The sequence below is a fragment of the Streptomyces kunmingensis genome, from assembly GCF_039533535.1.
In the GTDB taxonomy this organism is placed as follows: Bacteria; Actinomycetota; Actinomycetes; order Streptomycetales; family Streptomycetaceae; genus Streptomyces; species Streptomyces kunmingensis.
Genome location: NZ_BAAATS010000019.1, coordinates 1 through 7739, shown reverse-complemented (window position 1 = coordinate 7739; position 7739 = coordinate 1). Strand labels below are relative to the sequence as shown.

The 7739-nt window shown below is 68.6% G+C and carries 8 protein-coding genes; 6 read left to right on the top strand and 2 right to left on the bottom strand.

All coding sequences use genetic code 11. The features are described from left to right. The 3 genes from ABD366_RS24395 to ABD366_RS24385 all read left to right on the top strand — a co-directional run. Window positions 1-1313 (top strand): M16 family metallopeptidase (locus ABD366_RS24395; protein ID WP_344442448.1); only part of this gene is annotated, 1313 nt, incomplete at its 5' end. A gap of 38 nt (window positions 1314-1351) precedes the next feature. Next, window positions 1352-2107 carry a 4-hydroxy-tetrahydrodipicolinate reductase gene (dapB, locus tag ABD366_RS24390; protein WP_324768131.1) on the top strand — a complete coding sequence of 252 codons (756 nt, stop codon included), beginning with the start codon at window positions 1352-1354 and terminating at the stop codon, window positions 2105-2107. 8 nt (window positions 2108-2115) lie between these two features. Next, entirely contained in the window at window positions 2116-2568 is a 453-nt protein-coding gene (locus ABD366_RS24385) for a hypothetical protein (protein WP_324768132.1), read from the top strand. A gap of 64 nt (window positions 2569-2632) precedes the next feature. Here the strand turns inward: ABD366_RS24385 and ABD366_RS24380 are convergent, their stop codons facing one another. Then, window positions 2633-3187, bottom strand: coding sequence for a hypothetical protein (locus ABD366_RS24380; RefSeq protein WP_324768133.1), 555 nt, complete (start codon window positions 3185-3187; stop codon window positions 2633-2635). A 104-nt stretch (window positions 3188-3291) separates the two neighbouring features. Further along, window positions 3292-3531, bottom strand: coding sequence for a hypothetical protein (locus ABD366_RS24375; protein WP_324768134.1), 240 nt, complete (start codon window positions 3529-3531; stop codon window positions 3292-3294). Window positions 3532-3744: 213 nt separating this feature from the next. Between ABD366_RS24375 and thyX the strand changes: the two genes are divergently transcribed. The 3 genes from thyX to ABD366_RS24360 all read left to right on the top strand — a co-directional run bounded on the left by thyX (window position 3745) and on the right by ABD366_RS24360 (window position 7442). Beyond that, window positions 3745-4485, top strand: coding sequence for an FAD-dependent thymidylate synthase (gene thyX / locus ABD366_RS24370; RefSeq protein WP_324768136.1), 741 nt, complete (start codon window positions 3745-3747; stop codon window positions 4483-4485). 231 nt (window positions 4486-4716) lie between these two features. Next, complete coding sequence (dapA, locus tag ABD366_RS24365) at window positions 4717-5616, top strand: 4-hydroxy-tetrahydrodipicolinate synthase (protein WP_324768138.1); 900 nt, start codon at window positions 4717-4719, stop codon at window positions 5614-5616. Between the two features lie 140 nt (window positions 5617-5756). After that, window positions 5757-7442, top strand: coding sequence for a ribonuclease J (locus tag ABD366_RS24360; protein ID WP_324768140.1), 1686 nt, complete (start codon window positions 5757-5759; stop codon window positions 7440-7442). The last annotated feature ends 297 nt before the right edge of the window (window positions 7443-7739 follow it).

The window sequence follows — 7739 nt, the reverse complement described above, 5'->3', positions numbered from 1 at the left end:
AAACACTGATCAAGGGCACAGGCGGCGCCGGCACCGTACGCAAGACCACGCTTCCGAGCGGTCTGCGCATCGTCACCGAGACCCTGCCCTCCGTCCGCTCGGCGACCTTCGGGATCTGGGCGCACGTGGGCTCCCGCGACGAGACGCCCACGCTGAACGGCGCGACGCACTACCTGGAGCACCTCCTCTTCAAGGGCACCTCCCGCAGGAGCGCCCTCGACATCTCCGCCGCGATCGAGGCGGTCGGCGGCGAGATGAACGCCTTCACGGCGAAGGAGTACACGTGCTACTACGCGCGCGTGCTCGACACGAACCTGCCGCTGGCCATAGACGTCGTCTGCGACATGCTGACCGGCTCCCTCATCGAGGAGGCGGACGTCGACGCGGAGCGCGGCGTGATCCTCGAAGAGATCGCGATGACCGAGGACGACGCGGGCGACTGCGTGCACGACCTGTTCGCGCACACGATGCTCGGCGACACGCCCCTCGGCCGCCCGGTCCTCGGCACGGTCGACACGATCAACGCGCTGGACCGAGGCCGGATCAGCCGCTTCTACAAGAAGCACTACGACCCGACCCACCTGGTCGTCGCCGCCGCGGGCAACGTGGACCACAACAAGGTCGTACGCCAGGTCCGCGCCGCCTTCGAGAGGGCCGGCGCGCTGAACGGCGCACCCGCGGCTCCGATCGGCCCGCGCGCGGGCCGCAAGACGTTGCGCGCGGCCGGCCGGATGGAGGTCATCGGCCGCAAGACCGAGCAGGCCCACGTCATCCTCGGCATGCCGGGCCTGGCCCGCACGGACGAGCGCCGCTGGGCCATGGGCGTACTCAACACGGCGCTGGGCGGCGGCATGTCGTCCCGCCTCTTCCAGGAGGTCCGCGAGAAGCGCGGCCTGGCGTACAGCGTGTACTCGTACACCTCGGGCTTCGCGGACTGCGGCCTGTTCGGCGTGTACGCGGGCTGCCGCCCGAACCAGGTGCACGACGTCCTGAAGATCTGCCGCGACGAGCTGGACCAGGTCGCACAGGACGGGCTGAGCGACGACGAGATCAGCCGGGCCATCGGCCAGCTCGCCGGGTCCACCGTGCTCGGCCTGGAGGACACGGGCGCGCTGATGAACCGCATCGGCAAGAGCGAGCTGTGCTGGGGCGAGCAGATGTCGGTCGACGACATGCTGGCGCGCATCGCCGCCGTGACCCCGGACGAGGTGCGCGAGGTCGCACGCGACATCCTGGGACAGCGCCCGTCCCTGTCGGTCATCGGCCCGCTCAAGGACAAGCAGGCCGCGCGCCTGCACGAAGCGGTCGCGTAAAGCCACCCACGTCCATCTACGTAAGGATCAGGGAAGACATGAGCAAGCTGCGCGTGGCGGTTCTCGGGGCCCAGGGCCGCATCGGCTCCGAGGCCGTACGGGCCGTCGAGGCCGCCGAGGACATGGAACTGGTCGCGGCCCTCGGCCGTGGCGACAAGCCGGACGTCCTCGTCGAGTCGGGCGCCCAGGTCGCGGTCGAGCTGACCACGCCCGACTCCGTCATGGAGAACCTGGAGTTCTGCGTAGGCCACGGAATCCACGGCGTCGTCGGCACGACGGGCTGGACGGATGACCGCCTCGCGCAGCTCCAGGGGTGGCTGGCGGCCTCGCCGCGGACGGGTGTGCTCATCGCCCCGAACTTCTCCATCGGCGCGGTCCTGACCATGAAGTTCGCCGAGGTCGCGGCCCCGTACTTCGAGTCCGTCGAGGTCATCGAGCTGCACCACCCGCGCAAGGTCGACGCCCCCTCCGGCACGGCCTCCCGCACCGCTCAGCTGATCGCCGCGGCCCGGCAGAAGGCGGGCAGCGCCCCGCAGCCCGACGCGACGACGACAGCGCTCGACGGAGCGCGTGGCGCGGACGTGGACGGCATCCCGGTCCACTCCGTGCGGCTGCGCGGCCTCCTCGCCCACCAGGAGGTCCTCCTGGGCGGCGAGGGCGAGACGCTGACCGTCCGCCACGACTCGCTGCACCACAGCAGCTTCATGCCGGGCATCCTCCTGGGCGCCCGCAAGGTCGTGACGACTCCGGGCCTCACCTTCGGCCTGGAACACTTCCTCGATCTGAACGGCTGACTGCGGCGATGCGCGCGAAAATCACCTACGCGGTCACGGCCGCCGTCCTGGTCGTCTACTTCGTCCTGGCCGGCGACCGCGGTGTCATGCTCATCCGGCAGGGCACGCTGCTGACGGTCACCTTCGGCATCGCGGTGCTGATCCTGCCCGTGATCGGCGTGTGGTTCCTGTGGGCCAACACGCAGTTCGTCCGCAAGGCCAACCGCCTCGCCGAGCTTCTCGAGGCCGAGGGCGGGCTGCCCGTCGACGAACTGCGCCGCGACCAGTACGGGCGCATCGACCGCGACTCCGCCGACGAGGTCTTCGGGCGGCGCAAGGCCGAGACGGAGGACACCCCGGGCGACTGGCGCTGCTGGTTCCGCCTCGCCGTCGCCTACAAGGACGCCCGGGACACCCCACGCGCGCGGAAGGCGATGCAGCGAGCGATCGCGCTCCAGGAGGGCCGCTCGGTGAGCGCCTGAGGCACAGGTGAAGGGGCCCGGACCGTCTGACGGTCCGGGCCCCTTCACATGCCTGGGGTGCGGTTCAGTGCTGGGGCCGGTACTCGTCGGCCCATACCTCGATGCTGTCCGTGGCTCGCTCGAACGCGGTGGTGCGGCCGAGGAAGTCTCCGTTGTGACTCGTCAGCAGAGCCGTCTGCTCACCCTGCCGGTCCCGTCGTACGAGGACCAGCGCCTGCCCCTGCACGGTGCGCGGCAGCCCGAGCCAGCGCACCGGCTGCTGCACGGTGCGCGCGGCCACGACCACGTCCCACGGCGTGGTCCGCGTCCTGAAGAAACCGACATGGCGCAGACCGCGGGCGCACACCCACGTCCCCATGCGCAACAGCCGCATCGCGGCCGCGATGACCAGAACGGCGAGCACCCCGCACACCCCTGCCGCGGTGGTGTCCCCGGCCGCGGCGATGATCACCCCGGCGAACAGCACGTACGACGCCAGGAGCAGCAGCAGCGCGGCCGCCCCGACCCGGTAGGGGCCCGGACGGTAGGGGCGGCGCCACTGGTCGCGGTCGTCGAAGGGCAGCGCGGTCTCCGCGGCCTCGTCAAAAGCACGATCGGCCGTCAGGAAGGGCAGGGGCACGACGGGTCCTCACTCGATCCACGCTGGATGGGGGCTGTGCCCGGTGAGGCTACCCAGGCGTGCTCCGGCCTTCCACCCCAGGGGGTCCGGACGAGTGCGGCGAATCAGCGCCCGTCGGAGGCTTCGGACTGCTGGACGTGCCGGGTGGTCTGATCGGCCGACAGAGCAGGCATCCCGAACAACAGGGAGCCCACGAGCCCGGCCACGACGGTCAGCCCCACCAGTGTGCGGCCGGCGATCTGGCCTGCGGAGGGACGCTCGCGCGCGGGCGGCGTGACGTTACTGCGGAACTTGTCGGCTTCGGCGATGAAGGCGAACGGTACGGGCTCGCGCCGACGAAACATGGGCGGTGCTTCTCCTCAAGGGGTTCGAACGAAGTGTGTTCATCTACACAGACGAGCGAACGCCCCAAAAGGTGCCCTCTTTCGCCGAATTATCTGAAGTTCGCTCTCGTTCGCCGCAGATCGTCGTGAGAAGCACGCGAATGACCGGTTGTCAGTGGTGGCCCGTAGAGTGGGCGCCGCCCGAGCGAAGTGATGGGAAGGACCCCCCTAACCGTGACCGAAACCCCTGCTGAAGACCGCAAGCCGACGTTCCGAGGCGACGTCACCGTCGAGTTGGTGAAGCACACCGCGAGCGACTCGGACGTGCTGTTCGCGGCCCGCGTCTCCACGGTAGGCGAGCAGTCTCTGGATGAGCTGACGAAGGACCCGGAGCGCTCCAAGGGCCTCATCAACTACTTGATGCGGGACCGGCACGGCAGCCCCTTCGAGCACAACTCGATGACGTTCTTCATCAGCGCCCCGATCTTCGTCTTCCGCGAGTTCATGCGCCACCGCGTGGGCTGGTCGTACAACGAGGAGTCGGGCCGGTACAGGGAGCTCGAGCCGGTCTTCTACGTCCCCGACGCCGACCGCAAGCTCGTGCAGGAGGGCCGTCCGGGCAAGTACCGCTTCGTCGAGGGCACCGAGGCCCAGCAGGAGCTGACGGGCCGCGCGATGGAGTCTTCCTACCTTCAGGCGTACGAGGCCTATCAGGAGATGCTGGCCGAGGGCGTGGCCCGCGAGGTGGCGCGCGCGGTGCTCCCGGTGGGCCTCTACTCCTCGATGTACGCGACGTGCAACGCGCGCTCGCTGATGCACTTCCTGGGCCTGCGCACGCAGCACGAGCTGGCCAAGGTCCCGTCCTTCCCGCAGCGGGAGATCGAGATGGTCGGCGAGAAGATGGAGGCGGAATGGGCCAAGCTCATGCCGCTGACGTATGCGGCGTTCAACGCCAACGGCCGGGTGGCGCCGTAGTCCTGGACCAGGGCATCCCTTGATCACCGTGTCGTGTCAGCGGCACAGATGTGCGGGTGGGCCGGTGGAAGTGTCCGTATTGCGGCATTTCATAAAGTTCATCTAGCCTGATCAAACGGACCCGGCACTGCTTGAACCCCCGAGCAGGCAGTGCCGGGCTCCATCTTTGTCGTGACTTGTCGCATCCCCCGAGGGGGGACCCGGCGCTGAGCAGCGAGTAGCGTGTTACCCATGGCTCCGACCTCCACTCCGCAGACCCCCTTCGGGAGGGTCCTCACCGCCATGGTCACGCCCTTCACGGCGGACGGCGCACTCGACCTCGACGGCGCGCAGCGGCTCGCCGCCCACCTGGTGGACGCAGGCAACGACGGCCTGGTCGTCAACGGCACCACGGGCGAGTCCCCGACCACCAGCGACGCGGAGAAAGCAGACGTCGTACGAGCCGTCGTGGAGGCGGTCGGCGACCGCGCCCACGTCGTCGCCGGAGTCGGCACGAACGACACGCGTCACAGCATCGGCCTCGCCCGCGCCGCCCAGCAGGCCGGCGCGCACGGCCTGCTCACGGTGACGCCGTACTACAACAAGCCCCCGCAGGAGGGTCTGCTCCGCCACTTCACGGCGATCGCGGACGCGACCGAACTCCCTGTGATGCTCTACGACATCCCGGGCCGCAGCGGCGTACCGATCAACACGGACACGATCGTCCGGCTCGCCGAGCACCCGCGCATCGTCGCCAACAAGGACGCCAAGGGCGACCTCGGCCGCGCCAGCTGGGCCATAGCCCGCTCCGGCCTGGCCTGGTACTCCGGCGACGACATGCTGAACCTGCCGCTGCTCTCGGTCGGCGCGTGCGGCTTCGTCTCGGTCGTCGGCCACGTGGTCGCCCCCGAGCTGCGGGCGATGCTCGACTCGTACCTCGCGGGCGACGTGCACAAGGCCACCGAGATCCACCAGAAGCTGCTCCCCGTCTTCACCGGCATGTTCCGCACGCAGGGCGTCATCACGACGAAGGCGGCACTGTCCCTCCAGGGCCTGCCGGCCGGACCGCTGCGCCTGCCCCTCGTCGAGCTCACCGCCGACGAAACGGCTCAGCTCAAGATCGATCTTGCCGCCGGCGGGGTACAGCTCTAGCCATCGACTTCGCAGAACTTCACAACTGAATCAACAGAACACAAGCAACACCGAAGAACCACCAACAACTGCTACTGCACGAACGTCACGCGCGCCACGTGCCTACAGGTACGTGGCGCGCGTGCTTAAGGGAGAGTCTTTTGAGTCATCCGCATCCTGAACTCGGCGCCCCGCCGAAGCTCCCGAAGGGCGGCCTGCGCGTCACGCCGCTCGGCGGCCTCGGTGAGATCGGGCGCAACATGACCGTCTTCGAGTACGGCGGCCGTCTGCTGATCGTCGACTGCGGAGTGCTCTTCCCCGAGGAGGAGCAGCCCGGAATCGACCTGATCCTGCCGGACTTCACGTCCATCAGGGACCGCCTCGACGACGTCGAGGGCATCGTCCTGACGCACGGCCACGAGGATCACATCGGCGCCGTTCCGTACCTTCTCCGGGAGAAGCCGGACATCCCGCTGATCGGCTCCAAGCTGACCCTCGCCCTGATCGAGGCGAAGCTCCAGGAGCACCGCATCCGCCCGTACACCCTCGAGGTGTCCGAGGGCGACCGCGAGCGGCTCGGCCCCTTCGACTGCGAGTTCATCGCGGTCAACCACTCCATCCCGGACGCGCTGGCCGTTGCCATCCGCACCCCGGCGGGCATGGTGGTCCACACCGGCGACTTCAAGATGGACCAGCTTCCGCTGGACCGCCGCCTCACGGACCTGCCGACCTTCGCGCGGCTCGGCGAGGAAGGCATCGACCTTCTCCTCACCGACTCGACCAACGCCGAGGTCCCGGGCTTCGTCCCGCCGGAGCGCGACATCTCGAACGTGGTCCGTGGCGTCTTCGCCGGCGCGCAGAAGCGGATCATCGTCGCGTCGTTCGCCAGCCATGTGCACCGCATCCAGCAGATCCTGGACGCCGCGCACGAGTACGGCCGCCGGGTCGCCTTCGTGGGCCGCTCGATGGTCCGGAACATGGGCATCGCCCGTGACCTCGGCTACCTGAAGGTCCCGCCGGGCCTCGTCGTGGACGTCAAGACGCTCGACGACCTCCCCGACAGCCAGATCGTCCTGGTCTGCACGGGCTCGCAGGGCGAACCGATGGCGGCCCTGTCCCGGATGGCCAACCGCGACCACCAGATCCGCATCGTCTCGGGCGACACGGTGATCCTGGCGTCGTCGTTGATCCCCGGTAACGAGAACGCGGTCTACCGCGTCATCAACGGGCTGACCCGCTGGGGCGCCAACGTCGTCCACAAGGGCAACGCCAAGGTGCACGTCTCCGGCCACGCGTCGGCCGGCGAGCTCCTGTACTTCTACAACATCTGCAAGCCCAAGAACCTGATGCCGGTCCACGGCGAATGGCGTCACCTGCGCGCCAACGCCGAGCTCGGCGCCCTCACCGGCGTCCCGCACGACCGCATCGTCATCGCCGAGGACGGCGTCGTCGTCGACCTCGTCGAGGGCAAGGCGAAGATCGTGGGCAAGGTCCAGGCCGGTTACGTCTACGTGGACGGCCTCTCCGTCGGCGACGTGGGCGAGCCCGCGCTCAAGGACCGCAAGATCCTCGGGGACGAGGGCATCATCTCGGTCTTCGTGGTGGTGGACTCCAGCACCGGCAAGATCACCAGCGGCCCGAACATCCAGGCCCGCGGTTCCGGCATCGAGGACTCGGCGTTCACCGCCGTCGTCCCGAGGATCCAGGACGTCCTGGAGAAGTCGGCCCAGGACGGTGTCGTCGAGCCCCACCAGCTGCAGCAGCTCATCCGTCGCACGCTGGGCAAGTGGGTGTCGGACACCTACCGTCGGCGCCCGATGATCCTCCCGGTCGTCGTCGAGGTCTGAGGCGGCTGACCAAGCACTCAAGGAGCGGGGCACCTCGATTTGCATCGGGGCGCCCCGCTCCAGTAGGTTTACGGCTCCGCCTGAGGGGAACACCGCGCACCTACCGTGCCGGACACGTTCCCAGGAGGGCCGGAAAATCCGACTCAGAATCTCTGATAAAGTCGGAACCGCCGGAAAGGAAACCGCGAAAAGCGGAATTCTGGAAAGCGAAGAAAGGCCCGAGGAAATCGGATCGGAAAGATCTGATAGAGTCGGAAACGCAAGACCGAAGGGAAGCGCCCGGAGGAAAGCCCGAGA